This window comes from Galactobacillus timonensis (assembly GCF_900240265.1).
GTDB lineage: Bacteria > Bacillota_I > Bacilli_A > Erysipelotrichales > Erysipelotrichaceae > Bulleidia > Bulleidia timonensis.
Window position 1 is genome coordinate 1,611,953 of sequence record NZ_LT964739.1, and the last position, 17,977, is coordinate 1,629,929.

The window sequence follows — 17,977 nt, forward strand, 5'->3', positions numbered from 1 at the left end:
CTTAAGTAAGCAGTCATGAGGAGGCCTACCACAGCTAACTCAGAACCACTTACCAAAGCGTTTTAGCTTTCTAGCCCCGTCGGGCTATCCAAATTATAGATTCTTCACCAACACTGTGCAAAAGCGGATTATTCAGCAAAGATCAGGCGGTCCCGGTTCGGGACCGTTTTCATAAGGTGTTGGTGTAAGATGGAACCATGAACTATCCAAAGGTTGTGATTTCAAAGCAGGGTGCTGCATTTCTTCAGCGGGGACAGCGGTGGATGTACAGGAATAATCTGGTTTCGACGGAAGAAGCCTGCGCAGAAAGTCCCTACGCTTCGATCGTTGATCCGGATGGAAATTTCTACGGAGCCGGCTTCTATAAAGGGGACAGCTATATTCCGGTGCGGATTCTGTCACTGAATCCTGAGCAGGTCTTTGATGAAGCGTTCTTCCGAAGAAGAATTCAGGCGGCCTGGGACTACCGGAAGGTGACGGAGCGAAACAATCTGAGCAACTGCCGTATTATATTCGGCGATGCAGACTTTCTTCCGGGACTGACCGTGGACCGCTATAACGATGTTCTCGTCAGCCAGATTACAACGGCCGGCATGGAGCGGATCAAGGCGGACATCTATGCGATTCTTCTGGATGTGATGGGCGCAGACGGTGCGAAGATCAGCGGCATTTATGAGCGCAATGATGTCAAGGCGCGAGCAAAGGAAGGACTTGAGCTGTATAAAGGCCCCTGGAACAATGCGGACATAACGACGGTGCAGGTCATTGATGAAAACGGTCTGAAGCTCAACGTCGATATCGAAAACGGCCAGAAGACGGGCTACTTTCTGGATCAGAAGCGCAACCGTCTGATCATTCGCGAGGCTTCTGAAGGTCTGCGGGTGCTTGACTGCTTTACGCATACGGGCGGCTTTGCGCTGAATGCGGCCAAAGGAAAGGCAAGGCAGGTGACGGCCGTGGATGTGTCGGGGACGGCGCTGGATGAGGCAAGGGCCAATGCGGATCTGAACGGGCTCAAAAACGTTTCCTTTGTGCAGGCTGATGTGTTTGACTATCTGGATCAGATTCATCCGGGTGACTATGATCTGATCATTCTGGATCCGCCTGCTTTTACCAAGGATCGTCGTACCGTTGATCATGCCTATCAGGGATACAGGCGCATCAACGCGCGGGCGATGAATCTGCTGCGCAGCGACGGCTATCTTGCGACATGTTCGTGCAGCCGGTATATGGAGACAGAGCTCTTTGAGAAGATGCTGAAAGAGGCGGCTCAGGAGGCCGGCGTTTACCTGCGTCAGATTTCGGTGACGCAGCAGAACAGTGATCATCCGGTGCTTTGGACGATGGATGAGACTTCGTATCTGAAGTTCTTCTTTTTCCAGGTGTGTCCGAAAGACTGAATCTACAGAGAATCCGGAGGGATGTATGAAGGTATTGATCATTAACGGCAGTCCGCATGAAAACGGAAACACTTCGCTTGCGCTGAAGGAGATGAAGAAGGTTTTCGATGCGGAAGGGGTTATAAGCGAAACGGTGCGCATTGGATCGATGGATGTGCGCGGCTGCATCGCCTGCCGTACCTGTGACAGGACGGGAATATGCGTGTTCGACGATGTTGTCAATCAGCTTGCACCGAAGTTTGAGGAGGCTGATGGTCTCGTGATCGCTTCGCCTGTTTATTACGGGTCTGCCAACGGGACACTGATCTCGTGCCTTGACCGGCTGTTCTACAGCACCAGGTTCGACAAGTCGATGAAGGTCGGGACGAGTGTCGTCATTGCGCGGCGGGCAGGAACGACCGCAACCTTTGATGAACTGAACAAGTACTTTACGATTTCCAATATGCCGGTCGTTTCCAGTCAGTACTGGAACGAAGTGTACGGCCGCAGCGAAGGTGAGGCGGCGCAGGATGAAGAAGGCATGCAGACGATGCGTACGCTTGCAAGAAACATGGTGTTTCTGATGCGCAGCATTGCCCTGGGCAAAGAGAAATACGGTCTTCCGGAAAAGGAACCCCATGCCTTCACTAATTTCATTCGCTGATAGATTACGTATTTAAAAGCACTGTGCTGCAGAATATGCGGTACAGAGCTTCTTTTCTTTGCGTACAGGTATAAAAAAGCCGGTTGCCCGGCTTTGAATGAAAACTCAATGAGATTCCACGCTGTTCATTTTCAGAACGGCGATCAGATAATTTGCTGCCATGTAGACGCATGCAGCAAGCACAGCCCAGGATCCGATGATCAGGGCGGTACCAGCCTCCATCTGGTATTCATTGACGACCAGCAGGATGCCGAAGGCAAGATACAGGAACATCAGAAGAATGCAGCGCGGCTGGTTTTTGCCTTTGATCAGCGCTTCCTGCAGGCTGTAGGGATGCTCGGGACGATAGTGCTCCTTGTGAGCAAGCGAAGGCAGCCAGTTTCTGCGATAGCGCAGCTCCAGCAGCGCATAGAAGATGACGGCAATGACCAGCGGCATCTGCCATGTATTCATGAACGCCGCCAGCAGCATGCCTACGGCAATCGCCAGCGCGATCCGGTTATGGTAGAGGACAAAGGAGCCCGACTGCGATTCCGGAATGATGTAGCCGCGGGATGTTGCCTTGTCGTACAGAATATGCTGCCCTTTTTCGTTGATGTATACGTTGCGACCGGCAATGACATCCGCCTTCTTGTCGAAAGAAGAATTGCTCATCAGAACTGGGCAACTCCTTTGCAGAAGGTTTCCTTGACGTTGTAGTCATCCTCCAGGACAACGATATCCGCATCGTAGCCGGCAGCCAGATGTCCGATGTGATCATCGAGACCAAGCAGTGCAGCCGGGTTGGCCGTAGCGGAATTCAGAGCAACATCGAACGGAACAAGAGCACGCTCGACAAGGTTCTTGAGACCATCGCACATACGCATCGTCGAACCGGCAAGACTGCCGCTTTCCGTCAGATGTGCAGAACCGTCCGGATAGATCTCGATTTCGTGACCGCCGAACATGAACTTGTCACCCGGCTTGAAGCCCTTCGCCATCAGAGCGTCGGAGATCATGATGCCGTGATTGCGGCCCTTCGAAGTGAAGAAGATGTTGAGAGCGTCCGGCGTCGAGTGGTTGCAGTCACAGATGACTTCCGAATACAGATCGTGCAGACGCAGAGCCATGCCCGTGACACCGTTCTTGCGGTGGTTGAACGGCGACTGGCCGTTGTATGTATGCGTAACAGACTTGGCGCCGTTTGCGACAGCGAGCTTGACTTCTTCGGCCGTTGCACCGGAGTGACCGATGGAAACGACAACGCCATGGCTGCTAGCATAACGGGTCAGAGCCAGATCCGGATCGTGTTCCGGAGCAAGGGTAATGATCTTGATGTTGTTTCCGGAAGCTTCCTGGTATTCCTTGAATTCATCAACGGAAGGCGGAACGATTGCCTCGGGCGGCTGTGCACCCTTGTACTGCATATCGAGGTACGGTCCTTCGAAGTGGATGCCCAGGATATCGGCACCATCGCGGCCCGGCTGGAAATCCTTCTTGACGTCACGAACGTTTTCAACCGCCTTCATAAGAACCGGATGAAGTTCGGTAATGGTCGTGGACATGAAGCCTGTGACACCTTCGTGGGTGATGTTCTTCGCCCAGTTGCGCAGTCCATCCGGCTTTGCATAGTTTGTGTCATAGCCGTAGGCACCGTGGCAATGGATGTCGATGAAGCCCGGTACGATTCTCAGATCGCCATAGTCGAAATCCGGGGTACGTGTGTTAAGCGGAAGGATCTGTTTGATCTTCCCATTTTCAATGTCGAGCTGGGCAGGGATAAATTCACCGCAGACCCAGACACGTGAACTCTGAATGAGCATGTATTTTCTCCTTTTCGGCTGTGTGTCAGCCGTCTTTAACTACTATTACATTAGCATGTTTATTATTCCGTTTCACAGATGATGCTTGCAGATTTCGGTAGACCTTTGTGAAGTTTCAACCAGAATATTTAATGGTAGAAATCGAGTTGCTATAATCGGCTTGTCTATAGGAGGCAAGAAAATCATGAGTACCATTTTTGGCTTTACCCCGGAAGAACTTGCAGAAAAGAAAGCTACATTTACAGCTACGGAAATTCATCAGCAGCCGGCAACCTGGCTGAAGACTGTTGCCCAGATCCGCTCCATGAAGGATGAGATCGCGGCATTCATCTCCAAGGTCACATCGCAGCCGGATTATGACATCATCCTTACCGGTGCAGGAACGTCGGAATTCGTCGGCAACGCACTGTTCTCCTATCTGAACAGAGTTACCAATTATAAGGCCAAGAGCTTTGGCAGCACGGATCTGACGCCGACGCCGGAAAACTTCGTTACGCCGCATCGTCCTACGCTTCTGATCAGCTTCGGCCGTTCCGGTGATTCTCCGGAATCCATTGGCGCCATTCAGTCGGTTGAAGCTGTCAATGACAATGTCTACAACCTCTTCATTACCTGCAACAAGGACGGTGCTCTGAGCAGACGTGCCGCAAGTGAAGGCGACCGCTGCCTGGCAATCAACCTGACGCCGGAGACGCTGGATCAGAGCTTTGCAATGACATCGAGCTTCTCCAATATGTATCTGGCGTGCCTGCTGTGCTTCTCTCTGGATCATCTGGATGAGGCGGAAGCTGCGGTCAAGGAAGTCGCAGCTGCCGGTGCGAAGCTGTTGGATGAGAACTTTGGCGAGATGCTGAAGATTGATGAGGATTATGCATACAACCGTATCGTCTACCTCGGTACGAATACGCTGAAGGGCATTGCGCAGGAGTCGGCTCTCAAGATGCTTGAGCTCAACGCCGGCAAGGTTGTGACGATGTACGATACACCGATGGGATTCCGTCATGGTCCGAAGTCGATCGTCAATGATGAGACGCTGACGGTTGTCTATCTCTCCGACGGTGCATACCAGCGTCAGTATGAAATGGATCTGGTCCATGAGATGTCGGTTCAGCGCAAGGGCAACAAGATTCTTGTTGTATGCAATACGCCGGAAGAGAAGGCGAAGGAGCTGGCTGACTACTATTACTGCTTCAATACAGGCGCAAAGGACAATGTGTTCCTTGGCCTTGACTACGTTCTGTGTGCGCAGCTGATCGCTCTGTTCCGTTCACTGCAGAATGGTGATACGCCGGACAATCCCTGCCCTACAGGGGAAGTGAACCGCGTCGTTAAGGGTGTTACACTGTATCCGTATCCTTCTAAGCACTAATTGAAAGATTGATCTACAGGAGAAAACAGATGATTGGAATTGTTGTTACGGGACATGGCAATTTTGCCAGCGGCCTCACCAGCTCAGTAAAGCTGATTGCCGGTGAGCCGGAGAATTATGAGGCAGTTGATTTCCTGCCGACGGATTCGAGCGAAGACCTCGAGGCGAAGCTGAAGGCTGCTTTTGAAAAGCTGAGCGGCTGCACGGAAGGCATTCTGGTGTTCACAGATCTGACCGGCGGTTCGCCCTTTAAGATTTCGGCAGAGCTTTCGATGACGCTCAAGGGACCGAAGATTGCCGTTGTTTCGGGTACCAACCTGGGCATGCTGATTGAGGCAAATATGAGCCGCACATTTACGGATGCGTCCGTTGATGATTTTGCGGATCAGATTGTTGAGACCGGCAAGTCGCTGCCGATTCACTACGTCTATCAGGATCCGGTTCGTGAGGAGCCGGAGGATGGCGAAGGAATCTGAGCTGATCATTCGTTGATTCATATTGATCAAAAAAAGAAACTGTGCTCCTGCGGGGGCACAGCTTCTTTTAATGGCGATCTAAATTTATCTGGGGAGGCCCCGAAAACGAAGTAAAAAAACTTGGGGTGTCGGGGTACCCCAAGAAGGTTTATCCCACCACGAAACCGTCTGGTAAAACAGGCGGTTTTTGAATGGAAAGGAAAAGGAGACCGCCTGTTACGGCTGCGTCTCCTGAAGTTCTTCGTATTCGTCCAGAAACATCTCGCAATAGATAGCGATGCGGGCAAGCATCTCGTCTGTGTTCATGGTATACAGAGTCATATTGCTCGTTTGGTTACGCTGCTTCAGCTCACATTCAATGCCGCGCATTAATCGCTGTGCTGAGCGGCATATTCGGTTCATGGAACGAATGCGGGCCTGCAGATATTGTTCTGCTTCTTTGCCATACAAACGGGCTCCTTCTGCAGTGATCCATGCCTGTTCGGGGCTCAGGGGCTGAAAGCTGGTTGAAGTCATTGCTTAACCTTCTTTGGCGGAATGACAGGATTCAACATTGGCTTGGAGCTCTTTCTGAGCACATAGAGGCAGCGGTTGCGGAATCTGTCCCAGTTGGTATATCCGTTGGCTGCTTTTTTGATCGTCTTGATGATTGAGTTCCGGTTCTCCATCAATCCGTTATTCAGTTTTATGTCGGACACTACCACCTGGCCTGTGTCCTTATCGACTGTATGACGCTGCTTTACGACAATGAATGAGTTGATGATCTCCTCTCTCCAGCTGATCAGGGTGCGGGAGAACTCTTTCATTTCCGGAACGCCACTGGCAGCGAAGGACTGAATCAGTTTATTCAGAGCCTGGGGCGCAGTATCGTAAGTGCAGTTGTCATAGAAGTCCACAACGTCATCCTTGAGGTCCCATGCCTTTTTCAAATCGGGATGAACGGCTTCGATCATGGCTTTAATTTCGTAATAATTGAGGAACCGGTTCAGCTTGCGGTTCATTTTCCTTGGATGGCCGGGATCGAACAGCTTTTTACCATCTTTGTCTCTGGCGTCCAGCCGCTTGAATATCATCCAGTTGAATGTCTTCAGCAGATAATACTCGTTGGTTTGTGTTTTTGTGCCTTCAATATATTTTGGAGTCTGCTTCATTACTCTGATCCGGACGCTGTCAGCCTTTCTGGAGAGCTCCTGGCTGACATGATAATGGTCAACGGAATGATAGGCCTTAGGGAACAGCTGACGTATGATGGCGCGGTATTCACTATACATGTCCGTGGCAATCATTTTGACGCGCTTTCGCTCTTCCACTGGGATTTTGAGAAAGTAGCTGAGCAGATAATCTTTTCTTCTGCTTGGCAGGATATCCACCGGCTCCTGTGACTCAAAGTCGAGAATAACGAACACATATTTTGAGTTCTCTCCCGGATGATAAAATGCGTAGTTCTCATCCCAGCACATCAATGTGGGCAGAGGTCTTCGCGCCTCCTTTACGTGGGCATCGAAGACGGAGGCAGCGGTTGTGGGAGAGATGTGATACCGCTTAGCGACGGAAGCGAAGGTCTCGGTCTGAATCTTCAAATCGTTCAGAATGTTTTCAACCGTGAGGGCGGAGATGTGCTGCTTCCTGAAACAGAATGGATTGTTCTCATAGTACGTTCGATGACAGACAGGACAGATGTACCTGCGGGCATGATAGAAGATGGTGCACTCACGATCAGTAAAGACGCCGTGGCTTATCTTCTTGTCAATGTAGTCCTTAACCCTTGGCAGGGTACAGCCGCAATCGGGACAAGGCGGATGATCCGGCCGCAGTAAAACATGGACAGACGCACTGCCATTGTCATTATGGAAGATGACATTCTCCACACTGCCTGTATCGAGGTTAAAGAATTCAAGAATGGCCTGTTTATCAGATTGTTCGGACATAGATCTTCTCCTTTGAGCCCAGCATAGGGGAAGATCAGGAAAGGCCCAAGTCAAAGTCATTTGGCCTATTCAGGCAGAGATTGATTCCGGCCACCCAGCCACTGGAAGAATCATATTCTGGAGCCCGGCGGACATCACGCCGGAATAGAACACGAAGCTGTTGAAGCAGCGAATCAGGCGGATCAACCAGCTTCAGGAAAATCCGGAGCTGCACAATGAGCTTATCGAGCCATTTGTTCCAACGGTAAACGGAAGAATCGGAAGGAAGCGAATAACGATCAAGATCCAGATCATTGTCCAGAGCCGATTCGATGGTCTGCACCGAGTAGTGCTTGTAAGGGACAAGGAAATCAGGGAGAACACGGTGATGTCTTCCGTTGGAAGAGACGGCGACAGGAATCCAGATCCAGTAAGAACCTTTTGGCGTTTTAACGCACCTTCTGGCAGTTCCGCAGAATCTCATTGGCAGGCCTGTTTCAGGATCCAAAACAGGTTCGCTGCATTTCATCAAAAATCATTCGGATGATTAGGATGTTTAACAATTTTGTATTGTGAATGTGGTACACTAACCATGGTTTTGGTTACGGGTTCAGAGAGTGCTGGGAAGCTTTGTCTCTGAACCTTTTCCTTTCTATTGATGTCTCTAACCGCATGATAATCGGTAAATTCGAAAAGGAGAAGGCCGTTGTGCCTCCCCATGAGGGTTTACAGCTCTTTAACTCCTCCCGGATCATCAATCCCAGGATTTCTTAGAGGCACCCCCAAACCCCATCTATTTTTAGATAGTCCTTTTAATCATCGGAAGAAGTATAGATCTTGCGGGCGAATTCACTCGGCGTAATCCCGTAGCTGGCAGTGAACTTGCGGGAGAAGTAGTGAATGGAAGTGAAGCCGAGCTTTTCGGCAATCTGGGATATCGTCATGTCGCCTTTGCGGATCATGGCGCGGCTGCGGTTCAGCTTCGCGTTGTTAATGTACTGCTTCGGAGCAATCTGCAGATTGTTCTTGAATAGGTTCTGCAGTGTGCTGCGGGAAATGGAGAATCGCTGACAGATCTGATCGACGGGCAGAGGGTCATTGAGATGTTCATTGATATACTCGATGATTTCCTCGAGGAGCCGGTCTTCAAAGTGCTGATTGATCGGGGAGATGGGTTTCGGAGCCTTCTTTTCCTCGTGTTCCGGAATGATCGAAGCGGCAAGGAAGACCAGGAAGAACTGCAGCGATGCAATCATAACGTCACTGCTGAGATAGTCATGGTAATCAGACCCGGAAACGAAATGGTTGATGACGCCGACGGCGCGGCGGCTGCACGAGAAGACCGTGTTCAGCATATTTGCCGGCAATGGCCTGTCCACCTTGAAGATGACTGTGAGATAGGAGCAGGAGTCTGTGGAGGTGACGCTTTGGTCATGAAACTGGCCGGGGCCGTAAAGCATGGCCTGCTGGGCTTTGATTTCATACTGTTTCTGTTCGACCGTTGTTACGAGGGAACCGTGATCGACATAGGTCAGTTCATAATAGCGGCTGACTTCCCCTGAGAAATGATAGTGGGGCCGTTTCACAACATAATAGAAGGCGATGATTTCCCGGACGGTCGTTGTCGGTACAATGTGATGATAGAGAATCGGTTCGGGGAGCCGGTAGCGTTCCTTATGAGCTCCGGGTGCGATATAAAGGTGGAAGACAATGTAGTCTGACATTGGGACAATGCGGAACCAGCAGCCGCGCTTGATGCGGATGTTGCGGTGAATGGCAAAGTTGTCCGGGGTATCGAGCTGGGGATTCTTGACAATGCGCAGCAGGCCCATGCCTTCCATCGGTTCGATATAAACGTCGCTGTCAAAAGAATCAAGAATGGAAACCTTATCGTCGTAAATGGTTAATTCTTTCTTTTCGAGGCCGTCAGGGATCTTTTCTACAACATTTCCATAGGCCAGAAAAACGGAACTGGATGTTTTGTTATACATAAGAACCGCTCACTTGTAAAAAATACGCTATTAAGAGAATACCACAATTTCCCACAAAGCTCACGATTGGTTATCTCCGAAAAAAACAGAAACAAAAAATGCAACACATATCACCGAAAATGCAAAGACCTGAAAAACAGAGAGAACTAGTATGAATGCATGAGAAAGCGGTTACTTCCGCTGAGATCCATAGAACCATTGGAAAGGAGTATTGCTTTATGGGAACACCCGATATCGTTTTATGCCGTATCGACAATCGTCTTATCCACGGTCAGGTCGCAACACAGTGGACCGGATCTATTAATGCAAATCTGATTCTGGTAGCCAATGATGAGGTTGCCGGAAACAAGCTCCGTCAGGGCCTGATGGACATGGCAGCACCGTCCTATGCCCAGACACGTTACTGGACGATCCAGAAGACGATCGATACGATCGGCAAGGCATCGCCCAAGCAGCATATTTTCCTGGTGTGCGAGACCCCGGAGGATGTCCTCAAGCTTGTTGAGGGCGGTGTTCCGATCAAGAAGGTCAACATCGGAAATATGCATATGGCAGAGGGGAAACGCCAGGTAGTGGGCTCGGTTGCAGTCAATGATGAGGATGTCGCTGCATTCCGTAAGCTTCAGGAACTTGGTGTTGAACTGGAGATCCGTCGTGTTCCGCAGGAACCTGCGGAGGATCTCAATAAGCTGTTCAAGTAATTTTGGACAGTCATCGCTTTACAGCTTCAAACTCAGGAGAAAGGGAGGATTAATCAATGCAGGTCGTTTTATTGGCGATTGTAACATTCATCTTCGCAATTGATCAGTTCTCACTGACCGAGCTGCTTTATCGTCCGATTATTGCTTGCCCGATTATTGGCGCAATTCTCGGCGATGTAAAGACCGGATTGGTCGTAGGCGGAACCTACGAGCTCATGATGGTCGGCAACATGCCGGTCGGTGGTGCTCAGCCGCCTAACGCAGTTCTTGGCGGTGTCGTAGCAATGATCTTTGCCGTTAAGTCTCAGCTTCCGGTAGACCAGGCTCTTGGTCTCGCCGTCGTCTTCTCGCTGTTCGGCCAGTACGCTGTTACCCTGACATTCACATTCATGTCGGGAATGATGGCTCGTGCGGATAAGGCTGCTGCGGAAGCAAATCCGAAGGGAATCACACAGGTCAACCTCATCTCTATGTGCTTCCTCGGAACTCTGTTCGCAATTCTGGCTGTTGCTGCTTATGTAGGCGGCGAAGCTGCTGGAAATGCACTGAATGCATTCTCTGAGAGTGCTTCCTGGTTCATGGGCGGTCTCGGTGTTGCCGGCGGAATGATGCGTTATGTAGGTTTCGCGGTTCTCCTGAAGATCATGCTCGCAGACGATATGTGGGGCATTTACCTGGCTGGTTTCGCAGCAGCAGCACTGCTTGGCAATGTTGACGCTACTTCCGGTGCAACCCTGCTTCTCTGCGCATTCATCGGCGTAGCGATTGCAATCTATGATTACACGATGAACGTCAAGATTAAGAGCATCACAACGAGCGGAGGTGACGACGATGGCATCTGATGCACTTCACTATACAGATTTGACACCGGCTCCTCAGCTGGATAAGGCTACTCTCAACAAGATGGTCTGGCGGTCTCTGAACCTGCAGGCTTCGTTCAACTACGAGCGTATGCAGGCAGCAGGCTGGCTGTGGGCTATTCTTCCGGGTCTTGAGAAGATTCACACCAACAAGGAAGATCTTTCCAAGTCCATGACGCACAACCTTGAGTTCTTCAATACGCATCCGTTCCTCGTAACATTCGTTATGGGTATCGTCCTGTCGATGGAACAGCAGAAGGCTGACATCAACTCGATCCGTGCGGTACGTGTTGCGGCAATGGGTCCTCTGGGCGGCATCGGTGATGCTCTGTTCTGGTTCACACTGGTTCCGGTTACTGCTGGTATCACGGCTAACATGGCTATCGGCGGCAGCATGGCTGGCCCGATCCTGTACTTCATCATTACCTTCGGCGTACAGATGGCTCTGCATTACTGGCTGATGTACTGGTCCTATGACATGGGCACCAAGGCAATCGAAGTTCTGACGGCTAATGCACGTGAATTCACACACGCTGCATCGCTGCTCGGTGTCTTCGTTGTCGGCGCTCTGACCTGCAACTACGGTGCAACGTCTCTTGGAATGGTTATTCCGAACGGCGAATCCTCAGTTGACCTGCAGGCTCTGCTCAACGGCATTCTGCCGGCAATGATTCCGCTGGCTCTGACGCTGATGTGCTACAACCTGATCAAGAAGAAGGGATGGTCTGCTTCCAAGTGCATCCTTCTGCTTCTGGTCATCGGCATCGTTGGCTGCATGTTCGGTATCTGGTCCGGAACGTATACGTCTCTGGTACCGGTTCCTTGGCACAGCTGAGATTCTGAAACAAGAAAAGCAGGTGCAGCGGTTATTCACCGTCGCCCTGCTTTTTTTTCTTCGCCTGATTCAGATGTCTGTGCTGCTTTATTCTCTGCCTGTTCCTTCTCGTATTCGTCGAAGTATGTCTTCTGAATGTCATCACTGAGAGGAATGTGGTAATCGCCGGTCTTTGCCTTATTTTTCAGCTGGGACTTGCGGTAGACATAAAACAGAACTGCGATGGCTATCACGATGATGGCCGTAACGATGGGTGTTTTCATTTGATCTCCTTGATTCGTTTCTGCAGTTCAATGGTACCATTGAATCAGATGTTTTCTGTTTCCGGGTTTGGTAATTTTAGGGGGTATTTATGAACTGGACATTATTCTGGATCCTGGTGATCTGCGGTGCGGCTGCTTTCGTCGCTTACTTTTTCTATTCGCAGCGCGAGATCGCCTATCTGTCAATTCTTCTGTATCGGCAGGGAAATGCGGATGCCTATCTCAAGGAACTGGAAACGAGGCAGGCAAAGTTCTTCTTTTCCAGGAAGATGCGTACGCTGATGAAGATTGACGCATATCTGGTCAAGGATGACAAAGATGATCTGGATCAGATTTTCAAAGAAGCGGCGAAGGAAAAACTGCGTGATGCAGACCGCTTCCTTGTTCTGCAGAAAGAGATGCTGTACCGGATTGACTGCCAGGATTATAAGCGGGTTCAGGAAATCTATACGCAGATGGAAAGTCTTTATAACGAACTGGGCAAGAAGGCCAAAGAGCGCTACAAGGAGTCCCTGCAGGAGGCGCAGTATCTTGAAACCATCTATGTAGATAAGGATGGAAAGTATGCGGGTGAGCTGATGGAAAAGGCACGTACGCTTCAGGATGACATTCCGGCAGGCGTCTGCTATTTTCGCGCGGCGCAGTCCTACTACCTGCGCGGTGATAAGAAGCAGGCGAAACTGGCCCTTGAAAAGGCGGAAGGCAAGCTGCGGAACACCAAGTCACACGAAGTTGTCCAGAACATTCAGAAGACAGGTGATCTGGATCTTCTGCTGAAAACCCGCATATGAATCATCAGAAAAAATAACAAACAAAGAATAAAAAAAACAGGCATCGTCCAGCGGGCGGTGCCTGTTTTTCATAAGTATTGATGAAGCAGATCAGAACTTGATTTCGTTCTGGTGCGAAGCGTAGAGGTATTCATCTACGGTGTAGATGACGCGGTCCTTGACCAGTGAAAGCGGATCGTTGTGCAGTCTGCCTTCACGTACCTTCGTATACTCCAGCGGCATGAACTGACTCAGAACGCCCAGCGGAACTCCATCCTTGAAGTTGTTGAAGAGAACTTCCTGAGCCTTTCTGACTTCTTCCGTCGGCATGTAGTAGCGGCTGCGGTCGGAGAAAGAGAACTTACGGCGGTAGGCAATTTCTGCCGGGGTGCCGTGATAGTGCTTCTGGTAGTAGACAGGGTTGGCAACCATGGCGGCGTCAAGTACTTCCATGAAGTGGCTCTGCTTCTCAGGCTGATCTGCAAAGACTTCTTTCTCAGCATAAGCCAGAGCGAACAGACCTTCACGTGCCGCAAAGGAGAGTCCCGGACCGACCTTCAGAATTCCGACACCGTCTTCGACGAGCTCACGCAGCGCATACTTTGTCTGATAGTCGGTGGAGTGACCTTCGAAGACGAAGTTGGGATATTCCTTGATAGAAGCCATGAGGTCCACGGCCTTGGAACGATCATACGGTGTGCAGCCGGCATCTTTTTCTTCAACGCCCGGCTGAACGACGAAGCCGACAACCTGATTCCATGCCTCATCCAGACCATGTTCATGGAATGACTTTTCGAAAATGGAAACAGTATTCTTGAAGTCTTCGACTTTGGTGACCTGAAGACCTGTATCAACAGACTGCTGACTTCCGCCCGGAATCGGAACTTCGGAACCGACGATGTAAACCGGATGAACTGCGTTCGGATTTGTCTTGAGCAGCTCCTTGTAGGAATCTTCCGCTACCTGGGCAAGCTCGGCGCCGCGGCGGGAAATGACTTCATCCGAAAGACGGGTATCGGGATCATCAGAAGCAACCTTCATCGAAGTGTCGAGATGAATCTTGGTGAAGCCGGCAAGAACGAACTGACGGATCAGTTCACGTGCCTCGGCCATTGCCTTGTCTTCGTTATAACGGGTGAAGGTCAGCGGTCCGAGATGGTCGCCGCCGAGAATGATCTGGCTCATCGGAATTCCTTCTTCGCCGGCAAGGCGCTGAATGAATTTCATGAAGTCGGCCGGCTTCATGCCGGTATAGCCGCCATACTGGTCAACCTGGTTGGCTGTAGCCTCAATCAGCAGGACGGAGCTGGTTTCCTTTGCCCGCTCCATGCATGCGCGCAAGACAATCTCGCTGCTGGTGCAGGCGGAATAGATGCCAACCTGCTTTCCTTCCTTCTGCAGACGAACAACGTGTTTAAGAGGATGTTCATTCATATGGAAAAAGCTCCTTTTCTCAGGCTATTATAGCAAGGGCGGTTTGCGCTATTAAACGCGGCAGTTGCACTTTTGGAGAGAGAAATGGAAGTCAGTGTTCAAGGTTTGAATCATCCCAATCAGGATGCGGCAGGAAGCAGGGATCAGACTTTCTGGGTGCTGGATGGGGCGACGCCTTTATTTCCGCCTGTTCTTGGCGGTGGTGATGTGGAGGGCACGGTTCAACGCATCTCTCAACACCTGTTTCTTCATGCGGATAGGATTTGTGATCTGCGCATTCTGCTGGAAGCCGCGGTCAAGGAAGTGGAGCAGGAATATCGTCAGTCGCTCAGGGACTTCGATGCGATTGAGAAGTATCGTCTGCCAACGTTTGCCTGTGCGCTGGGAAGAATTGAGAAAAATGAGCTTTCGTATCTGATCCTTGCGGATTGTGAGATCCGGACTTCTCTGGGAAAACGCTTTACGGATCCTTCCTTTGCGATGACTTCCGCAGCCAATCGCGAAAACGAAAAACGGATTTTGAAGAAGTATGGAGCGGACAGCTTTGAAACGATGGCAGAGCTTCAAAGAAAAGAGGCGCTGGAAGAGTTCTGGGAAATGAACCGGAAACAGCGGATGGCACTCAATACGCCCGGTGGCTATTGGGTCGGATCGCTCGATGGCACTGGCATTGCGCATGCGTTCTGTGGAACGGTGCAGCTGCAGGAAGGCGAGCATGTGTATGCAATGTCGGATGGATTTGCACATCTTGCGGATGCGGATCCCGTAATTCTGACCATTATTTCCGAAGAAGAAATGAAAAAGAGAATCAATGAGCTTCGTTATATTACGGATGATGATGTGACGATGATCCGTATGCGATGACAGGGAGAAAAAGGATGATCAAGGGAATTCTGTTTGATTTTGACGGGACATTGTCCTATCGGGTGGAGTCGGCCTACTTTATGTACCGCTATCTGCTGCATTCGATGTTTCCGGAAATGGATGTGCACTCGATTGAGTTCGAGGCGCGGGTGCAGCGATGCATGTTATGGGATGAATTCGGCACCATCAACAAGCGCCATGCCTTGACGATGATCAAGGAGAAGTGGAAGCCGGATCTTGACGTGGAGAAGTATGTTGAGATCTGGTACCGGCTGTTTCCGCAGTACCAGGTGGCGATGCCGGATGCATATGCGGTGTTGGACCGGCTGAAGGAGAAGTATGTTCTGGGCCTTGTGAGCAATGGCCATCTGGATACGCAGGAGCCGAAGATTGATATTCTGGATCTTCACCCATATTTCAAGACGGAAATCATCTCGAAGGATTTTGGAGTTGATAAGCCGGATGTTCGCATTTATAACGAGGCGGCGAAGCGGCTTGGTCTGAAGTGTGAGGAAATTGCCTTTATCGGCGATACGTTTGATACAGATATCCTCGGGGCCAGTAAGGCGGGCATGATGCCGGTGTGGTACTGCTACGAGCATCGGTGCGTGACGCTGTATGACGTGTGCATGGTTTCGAACTTCAAGGAGATCGGTGATCTGTTCCTGGACCATGCCGAATGGAATCATTAGGATGGAAACAGAGACCGTCAACAGCTAAAATAATAAAGGCCGGATTTGCACACGGGTGCTAATTGGCATACGATTATGGCAGTTCCGACAGGAACTTAGAAAGTATGCTCAGGCAGGCAGCTGTGTACTTGGTGCGTGGTGGCCCTGCACTGCTGTCTGCCTAAGTCTAGGGCCACCACCCCAATGAACTCAAAGCCGAATCGATTCAAATCCCGGCGTAAAACGCCCTGGGATTTGTTGCCTGTCCGCACTTCTTCCGAAGACTTTATTCGGAATGACGTCATAACCCATTACAGCCAGCGTCATCAACGCACCAAATGATATCTACGAAAAGATCGACCTTCTGTTAAATCTAGGTTTTGAAACGCCTGAAACGCTTAGATACAGAACATTGTTTGCCGGAAAGAAGGCAAAATCAGGGGGGCGATAGCACCCGTGTGCAAATCCGGCCTGAAATAATAAGCGGGGGATTTATGAAAACAGGAAAATTAATCATCTCATTATTACTGGCAGCTTCTATGCTTGCCGGCTGCGGTTCTTCGCAGGCTGCGGCAGCTTCTTCGGCACCTGCTGAAACGACAGCGGCTGTTGAAACAACGGCAGCAGTAGAGGATACGGGCTCGGTTACGATCACGGATCATGCGGGCAGAACGGTCACGGTTCCAACCAATCCGAAGAAGGTTGTGGTCGCGGACATTTATCCGCTGGCTTCGGTATTGACGGTGTATCTGAATTCGTGCGACAGCATCATTGCGATGGAGCCGACAAGCATGTCTGCGGCAAAGAACGGTGTACTTTCGCAGCTCTATCCGGATATCGTCAATGTGGATACGGAAATTCTGAACGGCGATGATCTCAACGTTGAGGCAGTTGCAGCACTGGAGCCGGATATCGTTTATTACAATGCCGGCAATTCTTCGGAAGCAGAGATGCTTGAGAACGCGGGTCTGACGGCGGTTGGTTTCTCACCGACCAAGTTCAACTATGACTGCATTGAGACCTTCAATCAGTGGATTGCGCTTCTGGATCAGATTTATCCGGGTATGGCAGGGTCGCGGACGACACTGGCTTCGGATACTGCGACCAAGGTTTACAATGAGGTCAGCAGCCGTGTGCAGGATCTGGCCGATGATCAGAAGCAGACGGTTTTGTTCCTGTTCCAGTACGATGATACGAAAATGGTCACCTCGGGATCGAATTTCTTCGGTCAGTGGTGGTGCGATGCGGTTGGCGCTCTGAATGCGGCCAACGAGATTCCGGCGGAAAACAAGAATGCGGCCATTACGATGGAGCAGGTATATGCATGGAATCCAGATGTCATCATTCTTACCAACTTTACGCCGACGAAGCCGGAGGATCTGTACAACAATGCGGTTGGCAGTGATGACTGGAGCTCTGTGAAGGCAGTGCAGGACAAGCGCGTTTACAAGATGCCGATGGGAACGTACCGCTCTTATACGCCGAGCGTTGATACGCCGATGGTGCTGGAGTGGATGGCACAGGTTGTGTATCCGGATCTGTTCTCGGACTATGACATTGATGCGGATGTGAAGGCATACTATCAGGATGTCTTCGGCGTTTCGCTTACGGATGATCAGATTTCCATGATGTATCCGTCGACGGCAACCGGAAACTGATCATTCCGACTGGAGTTCAAAGAGATCGATAAAAGTACCAGGGCTGGCGCAGCTGCCAGCCCTTTATAGGGCGATCTAAATTTATCTGGGGAGGCCCCGAAAACGAAGTAAAAAAACTTGGGGTGTCGGGGTACCCCAAGAAGGTTTATCCCACCACGAAACCGTCTGGTAAAACAGGCGGTTTTTGAATGGAAAGGAAAAGGAGNTACTAATTGATCGAAGATTTATTCACACGAGACTATTATCCAAAGAAGAAATCGAAACGCCATTTAGAAAGACCAACATTCTATTACGTCTGTACTGTTATTCAGTTTTCAGGGAGCAATCCCCTGA

At 50.4% G+C, this 17,977-nt stretch carries 19 protein-coding genes; 11 read left to right on the plus strand and 8 right to left on the minus strand.

What is annotated here, in order from left to right; genetic code table 11:
* Window positions 1–197 precede the first annotated feature (197 nt).
* Window positions 198–1,400: a class I SAM-dependent rRNA methyltransferase gene (locus C1714_RS07600; RefSeq protein ID WP_102342616.1), complete on the plus strand. Its 1,203-nt coding sequence runs from the start codon at window positions 198–200 to the stop codon at window positions 1,398–1,400.
* A gap of 25 nt (window positions 1,401–1,425) precedes the next feature.
* Complete coding sequence (locus C1714_RS07605) at window positions 1,426–2,043, plus strand: flavodoxin family protein (RefSeq protein ID WP_102342617.1); 618 nt, start codon at window positions 1,426–1,428, stop codon at window positions 2,041–2,043.
* 105 nt (window positions 2,044–2,148) lie between these two features.
* Here C1714_RS07605 and C1714_RS07610 read toward each other — a convergent pair whose 3' ends face one another.
* A complete protein-coding gene (locus tag C1714_RS07610) occupies window positions 2,149–2,697 on the minus strand; it encodes a hypothetical protein (protein WP_102342618.1) in 549 nt (182 codons plus the stop codon).
* Window positions 2,697–3,845, minus strand: coding sequence for an N-acetylglucosamine-6-phosphate deacetylase (gene nagA, locus C1714_RS07615; RefSeq protein ID WP_102342619.1), 1,149 nt, complete (start codon window positions 3,843–3,845; stop codon window positions 2,697–2,699). The genes C1714_RS07610 and nagA overlap by 1 nt, the downstream gene beginning before the upstream one ends.
* A 184-nt stretch (window positions 3,846–4,029) precedes the next feature.
* Here nagA and C1714_RS07620 point away from each other — a divergent pair, with 184 nt between their 5' ends.
* Window positions 4,030–5,214 carry an SIS domain-containing protein gene (locus tag C1714_RS07620; RefSeq protein WP_102342620.1) on the plus strand — a complete coding sequence of 395 codons (1,185 nt, stop codon included), beginning with the start codon at window positions 4,030–4,032 and terminating at the stop codon, window positions 5,212–5,214.
* Window positions 5,215–5,243: 29 nt separating this feature from the next.
* Window positions 5,244–5,690 carry a PTS sugar transporter subunit IIA gene (locus C1714_RS07625; protein ID WP_102342621.1) on the plus strand — a complete coding sequence of 149 codons (447 nt, stop codon included), beginning with the start codon at window positions 5,244–5,246 and terminating at the stop codon, window positions 5,688–5,690.
* Between the two features lie 216 nt (window positions 5,691–5,906).
* On the opposite strand, the gene C1714_RS07630 is transcribed toward C1714_RS07625, so the two are convergent.
* From C1714_RS07630 to C1714_RS07650, 4 genes are all read right to left on the minus strand, one after another.
* The gene (locus tag C1714_RS07630; protein ID WP_102342622.1) at window positions 5,907–6,206 is read right to left on the minus strand and encodes a hypothetical protein; all 300 of its coding nucleotides are present in this window, start codon (window positions 6,204–6,206) and stop codon (window positions 5,907–5,909) included.
* Complete coding sequence (locus tag C1714_RS07635) at window positions 6,203–7,618, minus strand: ISL3 family transposase (protein WP_167849977.1); 1,416 nt, start codon at window positions 7,616–7,618, stop codon at window positions 6,203–6,205. Before C1714_RS07635 ends, C1714_RS07630 begins: the two co-directional genes overlap by 4 nt.
* 34 nt (window positions 7,619–7,652) lie before the next feature.
* Window positions 7,653–8,126, minus strand: a complete 474-nt coding sequence (locus C1714_RS07640; protein WP_135567918.1) for a DUF6431 domain-containing protein — start codon at window positions 8,124–8,126, stop codon at window positions 7,653–7,655.
* 283 nt (window positions 8,127–8,409) lie between these two features.
* Entirely contained in the window at window positions 8,410–9,588 is a 1,179-nt protein-coding gene (locus C1714_RS07650) for a helix-turn-helix domain-containing protein (RefSeq protein ID WP_102342626.1), read from the minus strand.
* 218 nt (window positions 9,589–9,806) lie between these two features.
* On the opposite strand from C1714_RS07650, the gene agaV reads away from it, so the two are divergent.
* From agaV to C1714_RS07665, 3 genes are read left to right on the plus strand one after another with little or no spacing between them, the layout of a single operon-like run.
* Complete coding sequence (gene agaV, locus C1714_RS07655; RefSeq protein WP_102342627.1) at window positions 9,807–10,289, plus strand: PTS N-acetylgalactosamine transporter subunit IIB; 483 nt, start codon at window positions 9,807–9,809, stop codon at window positions 10,287–10,289.
* Window positions 10,290–10,345: 56 nt separating this feature from the next.
* Complete coding sequence (locus tag C1714_RS07660) at window positions 10,346–11,131, plus strand: PTS sugar transporter subunit IIC (RefSeq protein WP_102342628.1); 786 nt, start codon at window positions 10,346–10,348, stop codon at window positions 11,129–11,131.
* Window positions 11,121–11,984 (plus strand): PTS system mannose/fructose/sorbose family transporter subunit IID, encoded by an 864-nt coding sequence (locus tag C1714_RS07665; protein WP_102342629.1) that lies wholly within the window; start codon window positions 11,121–11,123, stop codon window positions 11,982–11,984. The genes C1714_RS07660 and C1714_RS07665 overlap by 11 nt, the downstream gene beginning before the upstream one ends.
* A gap of 35 nt (window positions 11,985–12,019) precedes the next feature.
* On the opposite strand, the gene C1714_RS07670 is transcribed toward C1714_RS07665, so the two are convergent.
* Window positions 12,020–12,247 carry a hypothetical protein gene (locus C1714_RS07670; protein WP_102342630.1) on the minus strand — a complete coding sequence of 76 codons (228 nt, stop codon included), beginning with the start codon at window positions 12,245–12,247 and terminating at the stop codon, window positions 12,020–12,022.
* A gap of 89 nt (window positions 12,248–12,336) precedes the next feature.
* Between C1714_RS07670 and C1714_RS07675 the strand changes: the two genes are divergently transcribed.
* Complete coding sequence (locus tag C1714_RS07675) at window positions 12,337–13,038, plus strand: hypothetical protein (protein WP_102342631.1); 702 nt, start codon at window positions 12,337–12,339, stop codon at window positions 13,036–13,038.
* Window positions 13,039–13,128: 90 nt separating this feature from the next.
* Here the strand turns inward: C1714_RS07675 and C1714_RS07680 are convergent, their stop codons facing one another.
* A complete protein-coding gene (locus C1714_RS07680; protein ID WP_102342632.1) occupies window positions 13,129–14,451 on the minus strand; it encodes a class II D-tagatose-bisphosphate aldolase, non-catalytic subunit in 1,323 nt (440 codons plus the stop codon).
* 84 nt (window positions 14,452–14,535) lie between these two features.
* On the opposite strand from C1714_RS07680, the gene C1714_RS07685 reads away from it, so the two are divergent.
* From C1714_RS07685 to C1714_RS07695, 3 genes are all read left to right on the plus strand, one after another.
* Entirely contained in the window at window positions 14,536–15,315 is a 780-nt protein-coding gene (locus C1714_RS07685; protein WP_102342633.1) for a hypothetical protein, read from the plus strand.
* A 14-nt stretch (window positions 15,316–15,329) separates the two neighbouring features.
* On the plus strand, window positions 15,330–16,007 hold the full coding sequence (locus C1714_RS07690) for an HAD family hydrolase (RefSeq protein ID WP_102342634.1): 678 nt from the start codon (window positions 15,330–15,332) through the stop codon (window positions 16,005–16,007).
* Window positions 16,008–16,480: 473 nt separating this feature from the next.
* On the plus strand, window positions 16,481–17,644 hold the full coding sequence (locus tag C1714_RS07695) for an ABC transporter substrate-binding protein (protein WP_102342635.1): 1,164 nt from the start codon (window positions 16,481–16,483) through the stop codon (window positions 17,642–17,644).
* Window positions 17,645–17,977: the final 333 nt, after the last annotated feature.